The sequence below is a fragment of the Simiduia litorea genome, assembly GCF_042853465.1.
Classification (GTDB): domain Bacteria; phylum Pseudomonadota; class Gammaproteobacteria; order Pseudomonadales; family Cellvibrionaceae; genus Simiduia; species Simiduia litorea.
Genome location: NZ_AP031497.1, coordinates 642,054 through 662,500, shown reverse-complemented (window position 1 = coordinate 662,500; position 20,447 = coordinate 642,054). Strand labels below are relative to the sequence as shown.

20 protein-coding genes (1 of these 20 only partly in view) are annotated in these 20,447 nt (G+C 48.5%); 3 read left to right on the top strand and 17 right to left on the bottom strand.

The window, feature by feature from the left end; translation table 11 throughout:
- Both pssA and ACGHTT_RS02935 read right to left on the bottom strand, forming a co-directional pair.
- Positions 1–863: the 5' portion of a CDP-diacylglycerol--serine O-phosphatidyltransferase gene (gene pssA, locus ACGHTT_RS02940; protein WP_390593393.1), read on the bottom strand. The gene continues 1 nt to the left of window position 1, outside the view; only the first 863 of its 864 coding nucleotides appear in the window; its start codon is at positions 861–863; its stop codon straddles the left edge of the window (only 2 of its three bases are visible, at positions 1–2).
- Between the two features lie 56 nt (positions 864–919).
- A complete protein-coding gene (locus tag ACGHTT_RS02935; RefSeq protein ID WP_390593391.1) occupies positions 920–2,551 on the bottom strand; it encodes an NAD+ synthase in 1,632 nt (543 codons plus the stop codon).
- Positions 2,552–2,667: 116 nt separating this feature from the next.
- Here ACGHTT_RS02935 and ACGHTT_RS02930 point away from each other — a divergent pair, with 116 nt between their 5' ends.
- From ACGHTT_RS02930 to ACGHTT_RS02920, 3 genes are all read left to right on the top strand, one after another.
- The gene (locus ACGHTT_RS02930) at positions 2,668–4,284 is read left to right on the top strand and encodes a nitrogen regulation protein NR(II) (RefSeq protein WP_390593389.1); all 1,617 of its coding nucleotides are present in this window, start codon (positions 2,668–2,670) and stop codon (positions 4,282–4,284) included.
- Positions 4,281–5,615: a sigma-54-dependent transcriptional regulator gene (locus tag ACGHTT_RS02925; RefSeq protein ID WP_390593388.1), complete on the top strand. Its 1,335-nt coding sequence runs from the start codon at positions 4,281–4,283 to the stop codon at positions 5,613–5,615. The genes ACGHTT_RS02930 and ACGHTT_RS02925 overlap by 4 nt, the downstream gene beginning before the upstream one ends.
- A gap of 112 nt (positions 5,616–5,727) precedes the next feature.
- Positions 5,728–6,291: a GspH/FimT family pseudopilin gene (locus ACGHTT_RS02920; RefSeq protein WP_390593387.1), complete on the top strand. Its 564-nt coding sequence runs from the start codon at positions 5,728–5,730 to the stop codon at positions 6,289–6,291.
- 9 nt (positions 6,292–6,300) lie between these two features.
- On the opposite strand, the gene ACGHTT_RS02915 is transcribed toward ACGHTT_RS02920, so the two are convergent.
- From ACGHTT_RS02915 to ACGHTT_RS02845, 15 genes are all read right to left on the bottom strand, one after another.
- Positions 6,301–6,753 carry a type IV pilin protein gene (locus tag ACGHTT_RS02915; protein ID WP_390593386.1) on the bottom strand — a complete coding sequence of 151 codons (453 nt, stop codon included), beginning with the start codon at positions 6,751–6,753 and terminating at the stop codon, positions 6,301–6,303.
- A 23-nt stretch (positions 6,754–6,776) separates the two neighbouring features.
- The gene (locus ACGHTT_RS02910; RefSeq protein ID WP_390593385.1) at positions 6,777–7,073 is read right to left on the bottom strand and encodes a hypothetical protein; all 297 of its coding nucleotides are present in this window, start codon (positions 7,071–7,073) and stop codon (positions 6,777–6,779) included.
- 10 nt (positions 7,074–7,083) lie between these two features.
- A complete protein-coding gene (locus ACGHTT_RS02905) occupies positions 7,084–10,566 on the bottom strand; it encodes a pilus assembly protein (RefSeq protein WP_390593384.1) in 3,483 nt (1,160 codons plus the stop codon).
- Positions 10,556–11,170 (bottom strand): PilX N-terminal domain-containing pilus assembly protein, encoded by a 615-nt coding sequence (locus ACGHTT_RS02900; protein ID WP_390593383.1) that lies wholly within the window; start codon positions 11,168–11,170, stop codon positions 10,556–10,558. Before ACGHTT_RS02900 ends, ACGHTT_RS02905 begins: the two co-directional genes overlap by 11 nt.
- The gene (locus ACGHTT_RS02895) at positions 11,170–12,198 is read right to left on the bottom strand and encodes a PilW family protein (RefSeq protein WP_390593382.1); all 1,029 of its coding nucleotides are present in this window, start codon (positions 12,196–12,198) and stop codon (positions 11,170–11,172) included. The genes ACGHTT_RS02900 and ACGHTT_RS02895 overlap by 1 nt, the downstream gene beginning before the upstream one ends.
- The gene (pilV, locus tag ACGHTT_RS02890; RefSeq protein WP_390593381.1) at positions 12,195–12,689 is read right to left on the bottom strand and encodes a type IV pilus modification protein PilV; all 495 of its coding nucleotides are present in this window, start codon (positions 12,687–12,689) and stop codon (positions 12,195–12,197) included. The genes ACGHTT_RS02895 and pilV overlap by 4 nt, the downstream gene beginning before the upstream one ends.
- On the bottom strand, positions 12,686–13,222 hold the full coding sequence (locus ACGHTT_RS02885; RefSeq protein WP_390593379.1) for a GspH/FimT family pseudopilin: 537 nt from the start codon (positions 13,220–13,222) through the stop codon (positions 12,686–12,688). Before ACGHTT_RS02885 ends, pilV begins: the two co-directional genes overlap by 4 nt.
- A 123-nt stretch (positions 13,223–13,345) precedes the next feature.
- Positions 13,346–14,314 carry a 4-hydroxy-3-methylbut-2-enyl diphosphate reductase gene (gene ispH, locus ACGHTT_RS02880; protein ID WP_390593378.1) on the bottom strand — a complete coding sequence of 323 codons (969 nt, stop codon included), beginning with the start codon at positions 14,312–14,314 and terminating at the stop codon, positions 13,346–13,348.
- Positions 14,314–14,757: a peptidylprolyl isomerase gene (locus ACGHTT_RS02875; RefSeq protein ID WP_390593376.1), complete on the bottom strand. Its 444-nt coding sequence runs from the start codon at positions 14,755–14,757 to the stop codon at positions 14,314–14,316. The genes ispH and ACGHTT_RS02875 overlap by 1 nt, the downstream gene beginning before the upstream one ends.
- A 6-nt stretch (positions 14,758–14,763) precedes the next feature.
- A complete protein-coding gene (lspA, locus tag ACGHTT_RS02870) occupies positions 14,764–15,258 on the bottom strand; it encodes a signal peptidase II (protein ID WP_390594975.1) in 495 nt (164 codons plus the stop codon).
- A 1-nt stretch (position 15,259) separates the two neighbouring features.
- The gene (gene ileS, locus ACGHTT_RS02865; protein WP_390593374.1) at positions 15,260–18,064 is read right to left on the bottom strand and encodes an isoleucine--tRNA ligase; all 2,805 of its coding nucleotides are present in this window, start codon (positions 18,062–18,064) and stop codon (positions 15,260–15,262) included.
- 40 nt (positions 18,065–18,104) lie between these two features.
- Positions 18,105–19,049, bottom strand: coding sequence for a bifunctional riboflavin kinase/FAD synthetase (gene ribF / locus ACGHTT_RS02860; RefSeq protein ID WP_390593372.1), 945 nt, complete (start codon positions 19,047–19,049; stop codon positions 18,105–18,107).
- 79 nt (positions 19,050–19,128) lie between these two features.
- Entirely contained in the window at positions 19,129–19,755 is a 627-nt protein-coding gene (locus ACGHTT_RS02855; RefSeq protein ID WP_390593371.1) for an FKBP-type peptidyl-prolyl cis-trans isomerase, read from the bottom strand.
- 68 nt (positions 19,756–19,823) lie between these two features.
- The gene (locus tag ACGHTT_RS02850) at positions 19,824–20,141 is read right to left on the bottom strand and encodes a DUF3301 domain-containing protein (RefSeq protein ID WP_390593370.1); all 318 of its coding nucleotides are present in this window, start codon (positions 20,139–20,141) and stop codon (positions 19,824–19,826) included.
- The gene (locus tag ACGHTT_RS02845) at positions 20,134–20,442 is read right to left on the bottom strand and encodes a DUF3144 domain-containing protein (RefSeq protein WP_390593369.1); all 309 of its coding nucleotides are present in this window, start codon (positions 20,440–20,442) and stop codon (positions 20,134–20,136) included. The genes ACGHTT_RS02850 and ACGHTT_RS02845 overlap by 8 nt, the downstream gene beginning before the upstream one ends.
- Positions 20,443–20,447: the final 5 nt, after the last annotated feature.

Here is a 20,447-nt window from a genome sequence, read left to right as displayed (position 1 = left end):
TAGTCGACTTCAGTCACACTTGCTGACTTACGGGCTTTAAATTTACGCCACAAAACAGTCGCCGGGCCAGAAAACGCATAACCCGCAAAAATTGCCAGCAAGATTCGTGGCGGATCAATAGTCACCACCGCAAACGCTAACACCACTGCCAGCATCACAACAAACGGCACCCTGCCCCTGAAATCGACCTCTTTAAAACTGGTATAGCGCACATTGGCGACCATCAACACACCAGCCAAGGCGGTAACCACAGCGCACAACCACAAAAACATTCCTGACGCCTCGGAGGCCGAGCCCACCCAAACGGTGCCTGCCACCAGAGCCGCGGCGGCAGGCGACGCCAAACCAACAAAATAGCGTTTATCTACAACGCCAATCTGGGTATTAAATCGCGCCAACCTCAAGGCTGCGCCGGCGCAATAAGTGAACGCTGCCGCCCAACCGAGCTTGCCCATATCCTGCAAAGCCCAACTAAACATCACCAAGGCTGGCGCAACACCAAACGAAACCATATCCGACAAGCTATCATACTGCTCGCCAAAAGCACTGCTGGTATTGGTCAGGCGAGCGACGCGACCATCGAGACCGTCGAGCAGCATAGCGACAAATATAGCGATAGCCGCCGCTTCAAAATTCCCGTTCATGCCTGCAATAATGGCGTAAAACCCGGAAAACAAAGCACCAGTGGTAAACAAATTCGGCAACAAGTAAATCCCCTTATGCCTAACGCTTTTACCGTTTTCAACGACTTCCTCTATGTGCTCGTCAATTAAGCCACTCGATAAATCTTCTGCATCGTGCTCTTTATTCACAGCAGATTGCTCGGCCGCTGCGTTAACGTCTTCATTTTGTTGCTTCGTCATACTTATTCCACTGTTGCCAAGATCCACGCAAGCCTGCGGTAAATCTATGCCTTAATTTAATCTCCGATGACCCAACCATTGGTTATTGGGTATCGCCTGTCACGACCAAAGCCGCGCTTCGTAAGACGGGGGCCAATTGGCGCCTGCCGCCTTTTGTATTCATTTAAGTCGACGAGCCGTAAAACGCGCCGAACATCGTCTTCAGGATAACCCTCCGCAATAATTTGTTCGGCGCTAAAATCGAGCTCAACGTACTTCTCGAGAATCACATCCAAAATATCATAAGGCGGCAAACTATCCTCATCCTTCTGATCTGGGCGCAACTCAGCAGAAGGGGGGCGCTCGATAACACTGACGGGAATCACCTCATCGCGCAGATTTCTGTGCCTAGAGAGCTCAAACACCACCGTTTTCGGCACATCTTTCAGCACATCGAAGCCACCGGCCATATCCCCGTAAAGCGTTGAATAACCTACTGCCATTTCGCTCTTATTGCCGGTTGTTAACACTAACAAGCGCTTCTTGTTGGAAAGTGCCATAAGCAAAACACCGCGACACCGCGCCTGCAAGTTTTCCTCTGTGGTATCCATAACACTCCCAGTAAAGGCGCCGGCTAGCCCCCCCATGAAAGCATTATAAATAGGCTCGATACTGATAACCTGATACCCGATGCCCAACCGCCTTGCCTGATCAGCCGCATCATCCAAGCTTAACTGGGAGGTATACCGAAAAGGCATCATCACAGCCTCAACTCGATCTTTACCCAACGCATCAACCGCAATCGCGAGCGTTAACGCCGAGTCGATTCCGCCAGACAGCCCTAAAACAACACCTTTAAAACCGTTTTTATTGACGTAGTCACGCACGCCCAAGACCAGCGCGCTATAAATGCTTTCTAACGAGTCTACATCAGGAGCCTGCGCCGTTGACGTTACTTTGATTTCGTCATCGAAAGTTACTTGTGCTGGGTACAACCCCTCTTCGAAGGCCGGTGCCTGCATGACAACCTTACCCGAGCGATCAACAATCATAGAATGACCATCAAACACCAGCTCATCCTGACCACCAACCTGATTGATATAAACAATAGGCATGTCGCCCTGAATTGCCCGCTCCGCCAATAGGGCACGCCTCTCTTGAGTTTTACCGCGATGATAGGGGGATGCATTGATATTTAGCATCAACTGAGCGCCCGCCTCTCTCGCTTGCAACATAGGCTCTTTATGCCAAATGTCCTCGCACACCGAGATTGCCGCCTTAATGCCCGCTATCTCGACAACGCAAGCTTGATTGCCCGGCAGAAAATACCTTTTCTCATCAAAGACCTGATAGTTTGGCAGCTGCTGCTTCGCGTACTCTGCCACCAATTTACCTGCTGAGATATAACCGGCCATATTAAACACTCGGCCGGCCACCACTTTAGGGTATCCAATCAAGATATCCGCGTGTAGATCAGCCTTACAAATCGCCGCGATAGCCCGATCTATGCGCCACTCCAAGCTAGGCCGGAGGAGCAAATCTTCAGGCGGATAACCCGTTATAACCAACTCGGGAAAAAGCACCAAATTGGCCTTGTGCTCTGCCACAGCCTGCTCGGCCTTGGCAATAACGAGCAACGTATTACCATCAATATCACCAACCAAAGGATTAATTTGAGCGAGGACTATATTCAAGGGACTTGGCTGCATTCTCTAATCACCGAGTATCAGGGGGCGCTATTGTCGACCAAACATGCACGGAACGCAAAATACCGTTTCCATAAACAGTAATATATAGTGAGTACGGCAGCAGATTCGGACTCCACATGACACCACCTAAAATCGACACCCTACAAAACGACCTACTTGGGTATGAAAGCGCGCTCACTCTTTTGCGCATATACAGCTATTACCGGGTGCTGCTAGGCACGTTATTGCTGTTTATGTTTCACGGCGGGGTGTCATCAAACACACTTGGTAATCTAGCCCCGAGCGTATTTTCCTATACATGCATCATCTACACGCTTATCGGCTTATGGACACTCGTTTCGCTTTGGCGCAAGAACTTTCAGCCAAGCCAGCGACAGCTGCTGACCCAGCTCACTATAGACATAGCCGCGATAACGCTGCTGGTAAACAGCAGTGGCAACGCCACCAGCAGCCTAGGCTACTTGCTGATCATTACCGTTGCCTACGGCGGCATATTTTTAAACCAACAGCTCTCACTCCTATTAGCAGCTTTCTCAAGCCTATCCGCGATTGGCGCCGGAATATTAGATGCAGTTGCCAAAAATGGAGGAGATCGCAGTCTATTCTCAGCTGGCGCTCTAGGCATCCTCCTATTTCTTACCGCGCTACTGTTTAGATATCTAACCCTTCACCTACAAACCAGTCAAACAGAAGCGAAACAACAAGCTGCGCTGGCGCAACACATACAGTCATTAGCCCAACAAATTGTCGAAAGAATGAACACAGGGATTCTTGTAACAAATAAGAATCACGCACTTGTGCTAGCCAATAACGCTGCCTACCGACTACTCAGCATCCCCTCCAACGAACCATTGACAAGTTTACCGATTCCGATCAAAGACATGCTGCAGCGCTGGGCCGTTAGCGGTGCACACAAACAACAGCTTTTTAAGCCTCAGGGAAGCAGTAAGGAAGTGAGGGTGAGCTTCGCTGCACTAAAAATAGACCAGCAAAGTGATACCCTTATTTTTTTAGAAGACAATCGCCAGCTAACGCAACAAGCTCAGCAACTAAAGCTTGCCTCACTTGGACGACTGACGGCCAGCATTGCCCATGAAGTTAGAAATCCGCTGGGCGCCATTAGCCATGCTGGACAACTGCTAGCCGAATCTCCAACTATTACAGCTGAAGATAAAAATTTAACGGCAATTATTTCTCGCCACTCAGAGCGCGTGAATAATATCATCGAAAACGTACTTCAACTTTCGCGCCGCCAGCAGGCGAAAGCACAAACGTTTGATGTAATCCCCTGGGTTGAGAACTTTGTTGAGGAGTTAGAACAGGGCCCCTATAACCGAGCAAACATTCAAACCCAACACTTCCAAGCCCCCTTGCTCGCCACGATGGACATATCGCAACTGCATCAGGTAATGATAAATCTGTGCGACAATGGCTTAAGATATAGCCAAGCCCACAAGGGGGTTCAGAGCCTCATATTAATAACAGGAATCGATGAAAGATCCGGCCTGCCGTTCATTGATGTGATAGATGAAGGCAACGGCATTAGCAAAGAGAAAGCACTTCTACTGTTCGAGCCATTCAACACAGATCACGCAAGCGGCACGGGCCTAGGCCTCTACTTATCGAAAGAGCTGTGCGATGCAAACGAGGCAACATTAGAATACAAACCGACATCAGAAGGTAAAAGCTGCTTTAGAATTTGCCTAGCACACGATCAAAGGGTGTTAAATTGAAAAAAAATTCTGCGTTAATTGTAGATGATGAGCCAGACATCTTAGAACTCCTCAATATTACACTGACGAGGATGGATTTTGGCTGCATACTTGCTGCATCACTAAAGGAAGCCAAACAAGCTCTAGCGTCGCATAAATTTGACATCTGTTTAACCGACATGAGAATGCCTGATGGTAACGGCATCGATCTGGTCAAACATATTCAAAATGAACATCCGGATCTCCCCGTAGCTGTAATTACAGCTCACGGGAACGTCGACATCGCCATAGAATCAATGAAAGCCGGTGCATTCGACTTTTTATCCAAACCTATCGACATTGAAAGACTTAGGGCTTTAGTAAAAACCGCCATCAAATCCAGCTCACCGAAAGAAACATTGGAGAGTGAATTACTTGTCGGGACCACCGACGTGATGCGAAAGCTAAAGCAACAAATTCATAAGCTAGCTAGAAGCCAGGCGCCAATACTCATAACGGGTGAATCAGGGTGCGGCAAAGAGCTGATTGCTCGCTCGATCCATTCACAAGGCCCAAGATCCGAAGGTCCATTTATTGCAATAAACTGTGGGGCGATACCAAGAGAGCTAATGGAAAGTGAATTTTTCGGGCACAAAAAGGGTAGTTTCACTGGCGCGAACTCGGACAAGATTGGACTTTTTCAAGCAGCTGAGGGAGGCACACTTTTTCTCGATGAAGTAGCAGACCTACCATTAGATATGCAAGTGAAACTACTAAGGGCTATCCAAGAAAAAGCCATTAGACCTGTAGGAACGCAGGCGGAGCAAAAAACAAACATTCGTATACTAAGCGCAACCCATAAAAACCTACAAAATGAAATCGGTGCCGGAAACTTCCGACAAGACTTATACTACAGAATAAATGTTATTCACCTGCACGCCCCCGCATTGCGAGACCGAATTGAAGACCTAGAAGTTTTAACCTCAGCAATTCTTGACAAGCTCGCTTTAACCTACGAGTCAGAAAAAATCGCCTTAACGCCAGAGGCAATCAGGCACCTCAAGCGCTACCCCTTCCCTGGCAATGTGCGCGAACTAGAGAATACACTTGAAAGAGCCTTCACCCTTTGTGAAGGCAATACTATTCGCCATGATGATTTACAGCTCGCACCCATTCAACCGGAAATCTCTTGCACTCAAAGTGATGAGCTGAACGGGCAAGCCCTAGATAAAAAGCTTGAGGACATCGAGAGAGCCTTTATAACCAAAGCATTAGAAGAAACACGCTGGAACAGAACTGAAGCCGCCCAGCATTTAGGCATAAGCTTCAGATCTCTACGATATAGACTCAAAAAACTAGGTATGGACGAATAGAGCAGACTTCAACAGGTACGAACGAACCCGTAAAGAACTAAATATTAGACAGACTGCAACCATCCTGCTAAAAATTAAAAACTAGCCAGCATGAACCCATGGAAGGGACATAATGCAAAGACAAAGAAGTCAGCCCAATAGAAAACCGGCGATAACTGGTTTTACTCTGCCTGAGCTTCTCAGTGTATGTGCCATTAGCGGGGTGTTGGCCATGCTATCGAGCTACTCACTAGAATGCCTCTACGTAGCAAAACTAAACTTGGCCGTTTCCAACCTAAGCTCTATGGTGCAATCAGCAAGATCCCTCGCATTAACTCAAAAACGACCCGTAATCATTTGCCCATCAACCAACGAAATCACCTGTGCCGAATACTGGAGCAACTCAGCGATAATATTCATCGACAAAAATGGCAACAAAATCCAAGATGACGACGAGCCTAGCGAAACGCTGATAACGCTATCAACGCAAATAGGTACGCTAAAGTGGGTAGCCTTCGGCGGAAAAACCAATCTAACCTTTAGCCCCGAAGGTTTCACAGACAACCAGAACGGCCGCTTCTACATTTGCCCAACGAAACAAGAGCAAAAGTTTTTACGGCAAATCATTATCCATAAAAGCGGCAGGCCTCGAGTAGCAAGCCCTGCCGAGATCAAGCAAAAAAACTGCAACAACTAAACCTACACACTAACGCCAACAATACTCATCACCACCTGTACCTGTTGACCCTCGCTGCCCAGTATTGGTAACTGTTAGCGTTGCGCACTTAGGGTCTGCGATATTAGGCGTTGCTGTAATAGTATAGGTTCGACAGCTAACACCCCCAGCAGCGCAACCCGCAGGAGCCGCTGTTAACGCTAGGGTGTAGTGGCCATCAGTGCTCAATGCGCCCGCTAAATTCAATCCACATGCCGCACCTGCACAAGCGTTTGGCCCAACAAGGACTGACGTATAAGAAATATATTGAGTGAAAAATCTTTCCTGCAGACTCATCAATTGCATGGCACTTGCCTTTCCGTCGGCGCGCCTAGCCCTCTGGGTTTGATCGTTATATGTAGGGATAGCAATAGCAGCCAGAATAGCCACTACCACGACTACAATCATTAATTCAAGCAGAGTAAAACCCGCGGTTTTTTTCACGAAACCTCTCCAATTTGTTTTGACTAGTTGGATAGTATCCAAACATTGCTGAGCTGCCTCTGACCACTAGGCTCACGAACAAACTGATACTTGACCTTAGCACCGGGCCTGAAAGCATAGCGATTCACCGTTCTGCCTCTAGTGTCAAACACTTTCATATTTAAAGCAAAGGTAAAAACTGAATCGTCAATAACGATATCCAGATACTCTGAACTAACATAGTCAATTCTACCAGTTTCAGTTTCAGCACCTTCATCAGCGCTAACAATGTTCGCATAAACAAACGACATCAACAGCAATGCAAAAATATACTTAACCATTTCATACCCCCTACTGGATTACAGACCATGAAGTTCGACGTGAAGGTTTATATTCACCAGTTTGAATTCCATAGCTATTAATTTGTCCCAATGAGTCAGATGTAAATAACCTGTTAGAAATTTTACTTAATCCTCCAGGAATCGCACCTAAAGGCAATCCACTAACAAGGTCATCATCAAACACACCGTCGTTGTTCGTATCTACGACCACGAAATTAGATTCGCCGCCGTTCATACGATCCACAAACATTAAGTAACCAGTACCTCCAGGTGAGCACTGCGTGTTTTCGGGAATTAATGTTGCATAGAACAAAACATCTCTATCCACTAACATTTCAATCACCGTTCTCTCACCCAAATCTGGAAAATCTTCAAACCAGCCATACTGAGAGATCGAAACACCGGGAATATAATTAACCGGAAGATCAGTTAACGCCCTACCACCAGCTCCGTTGGTTATTGTTTGCTCAACAAGCTTTGAGCGAGGCTGCCCGATATAATTCTGGCCCGCGTCCCAAATACCGTAAGCGGATTGAGTAGCCGTCGTAAAGCTATCTGTAGAAGCGATGTACTGGCCCGTACCGAAATAAACCATTAGGTTGGGCCAGGTTGCGGCCGTTCTCCTCGTCGGGTGGACACCGAGAACAGGCATACTGGTAATTGGCTGACGACTCGCTACCGTGCAAGGCTCTGTAGAACAAGCCTGAAACAGTGGCGCTGGGTCAGATCCATTTACATAGGCCACTCCCCAGTTGTTGGCGTTTGAATCCGTCAAATCAAAGACCCACATATTGCCATGTAAATCGCCGGCATAAGCACGGTCAATCCGAGCGTCTCCGGTATGATCTAGGATAAACGGCGAGGAAAGGCCATTACAATCACTGCTAGCGTTGGCGCAGTTATTACTTACGATTGAGCCTTGCCCTGTCGTGATTTCTTTATAGCCGGTACCGTCAAGATACACGATAAAAAGAGATGCCTTGCCATTACCGTTAGGATCATTGTTATAGCCATTACCAAAAATGGCGGCCCACTTACCATTATTCATCCTACCAATTTGCGGACGACTAAAGGTATAACCTAAATTGTTATGGGTAAATTCCAGTTTTGGAATATTTGCAGCAAAGGACTCAGTTAACGTGCTGGGGTTGGTAACATCCAAAACGTAAATGCCTTTTCCTCCTCGGTTGAGCCCTGCCACCAAATAGGTTCTCCAAGATCCAGAGATAAAGACATCACCCACCACTGGCGATCCATCAGCATAAGGCTGGTGCGCATAATTTTGCTCAGCCAAATAATGTAGGCCTTCGGACGGAAGCGTTGAATAAAGCAGGCCCGGCACATAGGCGAACGTTTCATCACCTGTCTCAGCATCGAATCCATGCAGCATACCGTCGTTACTGCCGACATATAACATCGGTGTACGGGTCAAGTTGCTTTTAATATAGGCATCATAGCTATCCGACACATTAGATGACTGGATTTTATCGGGATAGCCAGAACTCGGTGCAGCTACAAATACCGGGGCCGAATTCACCACATCACCTAAACGCTTACCAAACCGACGCCGAAACTTTCCGGTTGCGACACCTTCATTCGTATCCACGCCTCGAAGATAATCAACAATCTGGGTTAAATAAACTTGATTCAGCGCAATTTGAGCTGCTACTGCGGTATTCGCTGGATAGGCTGCGCTACTCAACAAATCATTTATTTGCGCTGGCTGCAACTCGTTCGCCGCTGGAGTTGTATAAAGCAATGGAGCACGAAACGGAATCCCTGTGGTACCGTTAAACGTGACGATCTGCCTCGGGTCTGTGAGTAAATTGCGAGCATCCAATCTATCCGCAGCGGACCACTGTTGCGGCCCAATCGCCCCAACAACCTCGGTCGGATCTGGATTACCACTCGAATCTAAACCATCTTCAAGCTCGTAAGCCAATACATCGCCGTGCCAACCGCTTGAGTCAAATTTTGCCTGAAACGCATAAGTATCCGTATCGATTTTAGTCGAGTTAAAAGTAACCGCAGACGCGGAACCCTGGCGCTCGTCAATACTCAGGAATGCACGACCCAATGCCGCAATCAATTCGTCGGTATTATTCGCACTCAAATACTCGCCACGACCATTCCATGCTGCGTGAACCATATCATCCACGGTTGTATTAGTGTTTGCGACCGGTTGCGGCCAAGCAAAGGCAACTTCAGGATCCGTAGGACCGCCACCAACACCAGCGCCCGTCATGGAGCCATTCACCCCTAACGCGACAGTATATGTCACCATATGCTGCGCCGTGTTTGGGTCAAGTGCGGAGCCTGGTAATTTGTTGGCGTATCCTGGCGCGAGGTCCCTTTCATAATAATGCATTGCGACATCGGCGAGCGTATTCGAGAAAGCGTCTCCATAGGACTTACCATCAAAGGCGCTATTGGTGGCAACATCAGTATTACCGACACTGGGGTTACCACCATTCCAATAACCATCCGACATTAAGACAGTATAGTTTTGCTGGCATTCACCACCGTTAGCAACGCTCAGGATCGGCGAGGTGCTAGCGTCTTGCCCAAAAAAGCTGTTACCAGGGTTTTGACCAAATTCATAATACTTACCAGCCTCTTCCAGCGTTCTCCTTAATGGTGTACCGCCCGAAGAATTAATTCTAAATAAATTACGCAACAGGGCCGATTTATTGGCTACTGCTGTGGCATCGACTGGGGTAGAGATATTATCGATATCAGCAACGAGCGTCCCCACAGAGTTATTATTATGCAGAGTCGCCAACCCCATGCGAGCTTTAGAGTTGGTAATTATTTCAGATAGAGCACGCTTCGAAACAAATTCACGCTTACGGTAGAAGGTATACCAATTTGCATAATTGGTTTGCTGAGCAGCCGTCATGGAGGATACGAATTTTCTATCACTATCCGATATTTTACATTCATTGTTTTGATAACGACCATCTCCGTTGTCATCAACCCACTCGTAATACCAATGAGAAGTTAGATTTACAGAGCCCGTTTTCTCGAACGCATCAGTACGAGCACTAGTGACAACACTATTAACCATAGGGTTGCCATCTTTATCATTTCCTACCCATGGCGAATAAACACGCGAAGGGTCGTAGGCCATGGCATTATAGGCGACACATAGCTCGCGCCGTTCTTGGTTACTGCTAGGGTTGAAATTAAGGTACCGGGTACCACTATTACTCTCTGGCGTATTACTTACACCGTGAGCCGCAATGGCGTCATTGGTTAACAAGTTCTCCCAATCCATAGAGCCCGAGTCATCCACCACCATTAAAATGTTAGGTGGCACTTCCGATGTGAGAAACAGCGGCGACTTACTCAGTTCTCCAGGCGCAGCATATGCATTCATACCCACTCCAGAAGAACAGAAGATCACAGCTACATATTGCATCCAGTGTGGCTTTTTCAATCTTAACAATACTTGAGACGTAGATTCGTCAACAGTTTTGGATTTACTCTTCATAATCAAATACTCCTACACCGGTACCTGTCATAAAATGGGTTTGAAGCACAGAATACACGCTTGTATCACGCGCCCACCCTATTGCGGTAATTTTAAAAATGTGTGGGGCACCACGCTCAACCGGTGCGCTATTACTCCACACAACAGTTCCGCCTTGGCTTCGTCGTCCTACATACTCAATCACATATCTCGGATTAGTAGCTTTAACTTTATCCGTCAGATCAAGCACTTCTACACTGTTAGCATTTGTCCAATTGGCAGGGACCGATGTATCGCTTAGCACCGATGCTTGCTTGACTAGATCGTTAGAAAATAATATCGGGTTCACAGGAGTGGCCGCATATAGTCCTGCATTTGCACCGTTAAACATTGCCAATCTAGATTTATTGATAATAGTGGTAGATACATATACCTCAGCAGCGCGAACCGCCGTTTCTGCAGCATAACGAGCCAGAGTACGTTGCTGTACATTACTCGCCATCTTTTCTTGCAGGGTGCTAGAAACAACCGACGACAAGCCAATCAAACTCATGACCAGCAACAAGACCATAGCAATAATTAATACGGCGCCTTGCTGCTTGTGTGGTGCATAAACAGCTTTCATTAAAGAGCTCCCGGCAATTGGTTTCGCAACATAAACGTTTTGGACACCTGTTTTGACATCAGGCCACTTCCATCAAGAGTGGGCGCATATTGAATAGAGTTAATCGTCAACGTGACAGTCACAGACTGAACGGCATTCCAGTCGGCCACATCACCTGCATCGGAAAGTTTTAACACATCAGCCGCATCTAACCAGCCATACTGCACTTGGAGGTCTTCGATACCCTCAGCCATTTCATCGCCATCGCGGAATAAAGCGCAGTACTGTTTATTATCATCAGCGCAATTTAAGCCTGCTGCAGTACCCGCTGCGCTGGTGCCTAATTTCCATTCAATTGCGGCTGAGCTGCCGCCAAATAGATAAGCGGAACTCCCGTTGGGTGCCTCTAGGCCATATGGCTTTTGAAAATCCGCGCTGATATTGGACTGACCATCCACAGTCACACCGATAGCGTGCTCTATCGTGCCACCCGACGCAGTGGGATCATTGGTAATCATAAATACATCGGCAAACGAACAATCTGATATAAGCGCTATATCACCTCTCTCTAACAAGGCGTACCTCGGATCAGCATCATCCAACACAAAAGCGGAGCTCACATCGGCCATACCGGGAGCCTCGAGGGGGATCTGACCAGATGCACTAAAATAACGAAGTGTTATGGTATCGGAAGAACGTAGCCCAGTGGCGTCAGCGCCGTTAATGAAATATTCAAAATCAAATAGCCCTGACTTTTTATCCAACAAAAGAACTTTTATTAAAGCACTCTCTCCTACACCTCCCTCAAATGGCACACAGCCGACATGGCCAGTTTGAGTAAGATCCTCCTCAAGCTTACCAAATAGATAACGCATATTTTCTTGTATGCGGGCAACACCTTCCTGCGAGCGTTGAGTTTGAGATGCAGTAAAGTAGAGTTGAATCACACCGGCCATAATGATCATGCTAATGGTGATGGATACCATCAACTCGACAAGAGTCATACCAACTTGACGACCTAGTGACGCCTTGGAAAATAAAATGATCACAGGCGAAACTCCAACTGATAACAGGTTAAATCAACTTCCGGGTTACCACCGCAACCGGTTGCATTAGCGCCCGTGTTATCCCTATCCCACATAACCAAAATAGTGTAAACATTAGCTGCGTAAGTTATTGTTCCCTGTCCACCCGGGAGCCTCGAAGCAAGCTCTCTGCCCCATTCATTAACGTCAGACGCTACACGGTTTGCCGCGCTGCAACCGGCAACTTTACAGTTGGGATCTGCGGGTAAAGCAGTTGTGTTTATACCCGCATAATCATCGTCCTCGTCGGTCGTCAACACACTGTTGTAGGCCATAATGCGATCGGCCATATTCACCGCTACCACCTGCGCATCTGAGGTAAAAACCGCACTTTGGCTACTGCGCACACTATTCATCTGTAACGCCAACGCACCCAGCAGACCGACGGCTAAGATAAATAGTGCCACCATGAGTTCGATCATGGTGGCTCCAGCTTCTTTCTTCATAACAATCATGGGCAAACTCCCACCGATGACACGATAGACACACTACCAGACGCAGCGATTGTAATATTTCTAACTTGATGTGCTTTGGGGTTACAAATTTTAAAGAAAGTAGAACTGCCTCCAACTCGCTCACCAGTTCTGTTAAAACTTAGCAAATTGGCGTTTGCGGTAAGTACACCACCAGTGCTCATACCTTGATCGAAACGAAGTACGCAATCGCTAGCCGCTGCGCAGGTACCATCACCCAAATCCGGCGAGCCATTGCCTACAACATCCCGAAACACAATCCAGCCGCCAGCCCAGTCGTTAGATGCGACGCAGCTAGTGCCATTAGCAGATGGGCATACAACAACGTTGCTGCCACGTGTAATGGCCTCTGATCGCGCCATTGATAGAGCAATATTGAAGCGACTGATCTCGGACGCAAGAGACCGATCAGACACAAAGTCATTCAGCGCCGGAACGCCCGCCCCAATGAGGATGAACGCTATTAACAACGTCATCATCAATTCGATTATGGTAAAGCCAAATGTTTTCTTCATAGGAACCTTTATAACAGAGGAGCTACAAGAGCACCGCCAGAGGGCGATAAACGGATAGGTATTGCGACCAGCGATAGGCTATTTGAAGCAGAAAACGCAGTTTGTGACGCGAGTCACAAACTATCAACGCAGTTCTTTTGGCAAAGAAAACGCAATGGTCTCGACTGCGCCAGACATCTCCTCTGGGGTTTGGGCTCCAAATTGCTCTAACCGCGCTATCACTTGGCGCACTAGGACTTCTGGCGCAGAAGCGCCTGCCGTTACACCAATAGAGCGCTTAGCCGTCAACCACGCCTCAGAAATATCTTCAGCCGAATCAATCAGATAAGCCTCGGCACCGCAGCGCTGAGCCAATTCGCGCAAGCGATTGGAGTTAGAGCTATTAACAGAGCCGACAACCAACACTAGGTCACACTCAAGCGCAAGCTGCTTAACCGCATCTTGGCGATTAGTGGTGGCGTAGCAGATGTCGTCCTTCTTTGGGCCTTTGATGTTCGGGAACTTGGCTCGTAGCGCATCAATAACCAAGGCCGTATCATCCATAGACAAGGTTGTTTGGGTCACATACGCGAGATTATCCGGGTCTTTTACCTCGAGATTAGCCACGTGCAGCTCATCTTCAACGAGGTAGATACCGCCGCCATTAATACGCTCATATTGCCCCATGGTGCCCTCAACTTCGGGGTGCCCTTGATGGCCGATCAGTATGCACTCGGTACCAGAGCGGGAGTAACGAGTGACTTCTATATGCACTTTGGTCACTAGAGGACAGGTCGCGTCAAATACTTTTAACTTACGAGCGTCCGCCTCTTTACGCACCGCTTGCGAAACACCGTGGGCGCTAAAAATAACTATCGTGTCGTCCGGCACCTCGTCCAACTCATCGACAAAAATAGCGCCTCTTGAGCGTAGATCTTCAACAACAAACTTGTTGTGGACAACTTCGTGACGCACATAGATGGGCGCACCAAATACATCGAGCGCACGATTGACAATATCGATGGCACGATCAACCCCGGCACAAAAGCCACGCGGGTTAGCCAACTTTATCTCTACAGGTTTTTTTGATTGCGCACCCATCAATGAGCTCATTAAGTTTCGCTCCCAACACTTACCACCTGCACATCGAAGATAATATCTTGGCCAGCTAGGGGGTGATTAAAATCTACCGTTACCTGATCCACGTTAAACGCTTTGATCACACCGGGCAACTCGGCCTTTTGGGCATCAGCAAAAGACACCACCAACCCTTCCGCTAGCGCCATATCTGCGGCGAACGCCGTGCGCGGTATAATCTGTACATTATTGGGGTTCGATTGACCGAAACCATGCTCAGGCAGTACCACGAAAGACTCGCGCTGACCTTCGCGCATACCAATCAAACAGCGCTCAAAGCCCTGCAGCATATTGCCATCGCCTAGGGTAAATGTTGCGGGCTTGGCATCAAAATTTGAATCAATCACGCTGCCGTCGCGCAACGCTAATGAAAAATGAATCGTTAACTGGCTGCCCTCGGCAACAACTTTATCAGACATAGGGATTCACTCAGCACTTTTAGATTCAGATTTAGGGCGCAACATGTCGAGCAACAACATAGCCACGCCGATACAAATGGCACTATCGGCAATATTGAACGCCGGCCAATAGTGATCGTCGTAATGCAATGAAATAAAATCCACCACATAGCCCAGCTGCACGCGATCAATTAAATTACCCACCGCGCCACTTAGCACTAAACTTAAGGCAGTAGATTCCCAGCGGTTCGCCACACCCAGTTTTGCGATCCAAACCACTAAAACCAAGCTAACAACGGCTGCGATGGCCGTGAAGAACCAACGCTGCCAACCACCTTGGTCACTAAGAAAACTAAACGCCGCACCTGGATTATGCAGCAAAGTCCAGTCAAAAAACGCGGTCACAAATACTGGTTGAGCATAGGTGAGATGCTCGGTTGCCATCGCTTTGGTAACTTGATCCAATCCAACAAAAACTAATGACAACAGGTAGATCAAACACAAAAAGCCCGCCTTGTTCAATTTAAGCAAAATGGCGCACCTCACCTGAGCCGGTTACGTTATCAACACAGCGCTCACATAATTCTGGATGCGCCGCATGTGCACCCACATCGGCACGGAAATGCCAACACCGCGCACACTTCGGCTGCTGTGATTTAATAGCGATAACTTTTAGCCCTTTCACCTCGGTGTCCTGCGCAAAATCAGTAGCGGCAGATAAGGACTGACAGTCGGCTTGGGATGCGATCAAAACAAAGCGAAGTTCATTTTTCAACTTCGCTAACGTGGCCGCCAGTTCATCTGCAGCGAACAAAGAAACTTCAGCCGAAAGCGAAGCCCCCAATTCACCGGCCGCGCGCCGCTCTTCAAGCACTTTATTCACGGCATTTTTTGCCGAGGCTATTTGCTGCCACTCAGCCTTACTCAAAAGGCTAGCCGAGTTAGCTTTTGGAAAGTCATACCATTTGGCGACAAATACAGACTCAGAGCGAGCACCGGGAATAAATTCCCACATTTCGTCCGCAGTGAAACTCAAAATGGGCGCTACCCAACGGGCAAAGGCCTCAACAATATGATGCAAAGCTGTTTGAGCCGATCGACGAGCCAAGCTATTTTCTTGCGTGGTGTACTGTCGGTCTTTAATAATATCCAGATAAAAACCACCCATATCCACCACACAAAAATTATGTAGCTTTTGGTAGATCTGATGGAATTGATATTTATCGTAAGCCTTTAAAATCTCACCCTGTAATTCGGCAGCGCGCTCAACCGCCCAGCGATCTAAGGCCAACAAATCATCCATTGCCACAGCGTGGTTAGCTGGCTCAAAGCCTGTAAGGTTGGACAACATAAAGCGCGCGGTATTGCGAATACGACGATAAGAGTCTGCGGTGCGGCGTAAAATTTCGTCGCTCACGCTCATCTCAGTACTAAAATCTGTGGCTGACACCCACAGGCGTAAAACATCTGCGCCTAAGTCGTTCATCACCTTCTGGGGCGGGATAACATTACCGATAGATTTGGACATCTTGCGTCCGTTTTCATCCACCGTAAAGCCATGGGTTAACACAGCTTTATAAGGTGCGCTGCCATTAATCGCGACGGCCGTCTTTATTGACGACTGAAACCAACCGCGATGCTGGTCTGAGCCCTCCAAGTACAAATCGGCTGGGTACTGTAACTCTTCGCGACGATTCAATACCGCATGGTGCGTCACGCCCGAGTCGAACCATACATCAAGCGTATCTAACACCTTGGTGTAGTTGTCCGCGTCCGCGCCGAGTAACTCTTTGGGGTCTAGATCAAACCAAGCATCCATACCGGATTGCTCTACCTTCTTCGCCACTTGCTCGATCAAACTGACGGTATCCGGGTGCAACTCTTGAGTGTCTTTGTGTACAAATAACGCGATAGGTACACCCCAAGTTCGCTGCCTTGAAACACACCAATCAGGTGACGAATCCAGCATGGAATCAATACGCGCACGGCCCCAGTCAGGGAACCACTGAACACCTTCTACTGCGGTGCGAACATTTTTCAACAAGCCATTTTGCTGCATGCTGACAAACCATTGCGGTGTTGCACGGAAGATCAGCGGTGTTTTGGTGCGCCAGCAGTGCGGGTAAGAATGGGTTATTTTACTGTGCGACCAGAGTGCGCCGCGCTCTTTAAGTAAGTCGATAACTTTATCGTCAACTTTATACACATGGTCGCCGGCAAAATACTCAACCTGGGGGCGGTAATTACCAGCGTCGTCGATGTAATTTAAGGTGCCAATACCATTAGCTTTACCGACCACGAAGTCATCCATACCGTGATCTGGTGCTGTATGCACACAACCGGTACCGGCATCCGTGGTGACATGATCACCTAAAATCACGGGTAAATTTTTCGCATAAAAAGGATGCGATAGCTGCAACTGGTTTAACTCGCCGCCTTGAAAACGTAGCAGAACATCGGCTTGCGCCACGTCAATTTGCTTTATGACAGCCTCATACAAGGCTTCAGCAACAATGATGCGTTCGTCGGCTGCCTGTACAAGCACATAATCGAGCGCAGCATTGACGCTCACAGCTTGGCTAGATGGCAAAGTCCAAGGCGTGGTGGTCCAGATCAGCACCGATAACTTACCGCTACCGGGCAATGTCCCGATGCGCTTGGCCAAATCATTCTGATCGGCCACTGGATAGCGAACATAAATAGAGTTTGAAGTTTTATCTTGGTACTCAACTTCGGCTTCGGCCAGCGCTGAACCACCCACCACACTCCAATACACAGGCTTAAAGCCGCGCATCAAATGGCCATTTTCGGCAATCCGACCTAAGGCGCGGATGATGTCGGCCTCGAACTTGAAATCCATGGTCAAGTAGGGATTATCCCAATCGCCAAATACGCCCAAGCGAATAAAATCGGCCTTCTGCCCTTCTACCTGCTTAGCTGCATATTCGCGGCATTTCTGCCGAAAAGTTTTAACATCAACTTTAACGCCTGCCTTGCCAATTTTCTTTTCCACGTTGTGCTCAATGGGCAAGCCGTGGCAATCCCAGCCGGGCACGTAAGGCGCGTCAAAACCAGACAATGTTTTCGACTTAACGATAATGTCTTTAAGAATTTTATTGACCGAGTGCCCTATATGAATGTCGCCATTCGCGTACGGCGGGCCGTCGTGCAGAATAAATTTTTCAGCACCAGCACGTGCCTGACGAATGGTTTCGTAAAGCTTACCTTCTTGCCACTTCTTCAGTGTTTGCGGTTCGCGGTTGGCAAGATTTGCCTTCATCGCGAAATCGGTTTGCGGTAAGTTTAGCGTGGGCTTGTAGTCGGTCATGGTTTGTAAGCCAATAGTTTCTATAGGGTTGTCAAAAAAGTTAATCTACTGTTTTACTAAAGTAGGTTTTTCCAGCTTCGATATCTGATTGGAGCTGTGCGGCAAGCGCATCAATAGAAGCGAACTTTTGCTCCTCGCGCAGCTTGCTGCAAAATATCACCTGAATATTTTTGCCGTAGATGTCCTCAGCAAAATTAAACAAGTGAACTTCTAAAATTGGTTTGGCGCCATCCAGCACCGTCGGTCGAACACCGACGTTAGCCACACCTTGAAAACACACGCCGTCAACAACAACTCGCACCGTGAACACACCGTTGAGTGGCGAGCGATAGCGGTGCAAGTGCACATTCGCCGTCGGCACGCCGATGGTGCGGCCCAGCTGCTGTCCACGCACTACTTTGCCGGTCATGCTGTAAGGGCGACCGAGCAACTGTTCTGCCTGAGCGAAATCAGCCTGTTCTAACACTTCGCGAATACGGGTACTGCTCACTCGGGTGTCGTCCAAACTAAACGTTTTAGTGTTACAAACGCCAAAATCAAACTGTGCGCCAGCGGCCAGTAAAAAATTAAAGTCTCCGGCTCTATCGCAGCCAAAGCGGAAATCATCACCAACGACCAAGTACTTAACCGCCAGCCCATTCACTAGCACCTGCTGCACAAACTGGGCGGCAGTTAGATGGCGAAGCTGGGCATTAAACGGCAAGCAAAATACCTGATCGACCCCCTGCTCAAACAAGGCCGTCACTTTATCGCGCAAGCGCATCAGCCGTGCCGGTGCGCGCTCGCCCGAAAAATATTCATGGGGCTGCGGCTCAAAGGTCATCGCAGTGGAGTGCACCCCCAATGCCTGGGCCTTATCGCGCAACTGCTTGAGCATCTTTTGATGCCCTAAGTGCACGCCATCGAAAGAGCCAATAGTTAACACACTGCCGCGATGGCTATCGCGCAGATTATGCAGACCATGAACAAAGGCTTGACGAGACACGTAAGAACCCAGATTTAACGAGGCAGCAGTATAACTCAGGCCAAAGCACCGAGCACCTGCCGCCCCAGTAGGACGGCGATTAACCGATAATATCGATCAACTCCACATCAAATACCAGCGCAGAAAATGGTGCAATAGCCCCGCCCGCGCCGCGCTCGCCGTAGGCCAGCTGGTAAGGAATGTGCAACTTCCACTTAGAACCTACAGGCATCAATTGCAACGCTTCAGTCCAGCCCGCAATCACACCGTTAACGGGGAATTCTGCTGGCTGGCCGCGCTCATAAGAGCTGTCGAACACAGTGCCGTCGATCAAAGTGCCATGGTAGTGGGTACGCACAGTGGCGCTGGCCGATGGTTTAGCGCCCGAGCCCTCGGTAATCACCTCGTACTGCAGGCCTGAAGCAAGCGTGGTAACACCATCGCGCTTAGCATTCTCCGCTAAATAAGCCTCACCTGCGCCAGATGCCGCCTTGGCTTGTTCAGCCTGCTTGGCACGCATGCGCTCACTGATCACTTGAAATGCCTGTTGCAAATTTTGCTCGTTAACTTGGCTGTGCTTACCAGCCAGTAAATCCGCCAAGCCTTCAACCACGGCATCGGCCGATAAACCTTCAAATGGATTGGACATCAACTGCTCTCCCATCTGGCGGCCAATCCCGTAGCTCACCTGCAATTCAACACTATTGAACTTATTTGACTCAGACATTACAAACCTATTATCCAAAAGGGCGACAGTCTATCAGATGTCGCCGGCGAGATGTCAGCGAAGCGGGTCTAATGGATTCGATGAGGCGCTAACTCTATGGCCTCGAGCCGATTACCTAGCACGCTAACCAAACCGTTATTTCGATCTTCGCCGGTGGCGGTAAATTCAAAGCTGTAGATGCGCCGAATACGCACCCAGCCGTTGGGATCGCGCGCCACACTGAGCTTGTGCAGCACAACGGTGCTATCCAACAGCTGAACACCTTGCTCTTCGCAGCGGCGATGTACTGCTTTTACCGATAACTCCTTCAACCTCGCCACTTGTAGGCTATACCAGCCGAACCAAAAGATGCCGAAGATAAAAATGAGGTCCGTTAATTCAAGCATCGGCCTGCTCGTCCTCGTCTTTATTGCCGATCAGCACCTTGTAGTTTTCACCGTAGTCCGCAAGATCTTCAGCCAACAACGCCTTGAACTGCTGACTGTAATCGCTCAAAGACTGATCAAAGTCCTCCTTGAAGGACTTGCGATCTATCGAGCTGGCCGCCAGTGCGTAGGCGTTAAACCTTGCCGCCGCGCACAGCAGTGCACCGCCCACCTCAGTTAAACCCAAGGTCTCGGGCGCATCGTTAGCTTGCTCTATAAACTTTTCCACCAGCGCCCAAAAGGCATCATCTTGCTGTGCCATGCTCA